This window comes from Piscirickettsia salmonis LF-89 = ATCC VR-1361 (genome assembly GCF_000297215.2).
In the GTDB taxonomy this organism is placed as follows: Bacteria; Pseudomonadota; Gammaproteobacteria; order Piscirickettsiales; family Piscirickettsiaceae; genus Piscirickettsia; species Piscirickettsia salmonis.
The window spans coordinates 1-1,209 of sequence record NZ_AMFF02000010.1; the positions used below are offsets into that span (position 1 = coordinate 1).

Here is a 1,209-nt window from a genome sequence, read left to right on the forward strand (position 1 = left end):
TCCATGGCTCGCAGCGAACGATCTTTTGATTATTATAAAGAAGCATCAGCTAAGTCTTTACTTATTTGTCGGTTAACTGCACTTAAAGGAAAATAGCACCGTTTGGAAAGATCAAAATATGTTAAACTAAATTTACTTAACCCTTGATTTTAAAAAAAACATTTATGCTATAAGTAAAAAATATAATTTTATTGTTTTATTTACTCTATAAAATTATTATATTTTAAATGCAATTAATAGTGTGAAATCAATAGAATGAAAAAAATTTTTGTATTTGATATCGAAGAAACACTGCTAACTACAATTAGCCCCACACGCCAACCCTATATAAACCAGGTCCAAATAGATCCATCCCATTATAATCCCTATCACCCACTCCATGAGAATGTCTATCACAATACAAGAAGTATGTGCTACACAATCAATAGAGAAAAAATGGCTGAAATTATGAAAGCTATTTTGGCTAATGGTGATGAAATTGCTTTTGCAACAACTGGACCGCTTTCTAAAGACCGCATTCATACTTTTTTTCAAACTGAATATGGTATTAATCTGCCAGCAGACTTCCAATTTTATAATCAAACAGCAGATAAAACAGAAAGCCTTAAGCAAATAGCTGAAAGTCGAAGAGTAGCATATGAAAATGTGATATTAATTGATAACGCAAAAATGCATATTGAACTAGCCCTGGACTTCGGCTTTTCAGTCATTCCAGTTGATACCAATAATGTTCCCGATAACCCAGTTTATGGAGTAGATACAACCAATGGAACTTTATACATTCAGGAACTAGAGATTATAGTTAATGAACAAACCAGACTCAATGCAAGGGCAGAAGGAGGAGCAACTGAACAATTGCCGATTACACGAAAAGAATGGTTTAAACGAGCAAGTCGACCAGTTTTACCCGATGATAATCACCAAGTAGTTTTGTTGCTAGATCTAGATGAAAGTATTATATCAACGACTCCTAAATTATCCTATAAGCGTACTTTAACTGCTCCAAGCAATCAGGCGCACTACAGTCAAAAACTTTATGTGGATGAAGCTGCACTTCAAAAAGTTAAAGCCCTGCAAGACAATGGCCATAAAGTCAAGTTATTAACAAGTAATACTTACTCACCTTACGCACTGACATGATAAACGATGTATAATGAAATCTGATAGATACAGGGATTTCATCAGGAATGAATAAAGAGCTACTGGATA

General features: G+C 33.9%; 1 protein-coding gene. It reads left to right on the forward strand.

What is annotated here, in order from left to right; all coding sequences use genetic code 11:
* The first annotated feature begins 435 nt into the window (after positions 1-435).
* Positions 436-1,140 carry a hypothetical protein gene (locus C200_RS14380; RefSeq protein WP_016212394.1) on the forward strand — a complete coding sequence of 235 codons (705 nt, stop codon included), beginning with the start codon at positions 436-438 and terminating at the stop codon, positions 1,138-1,140.
* Positions 1,141-1,209 lie beyond the last annotated feature (69 nt).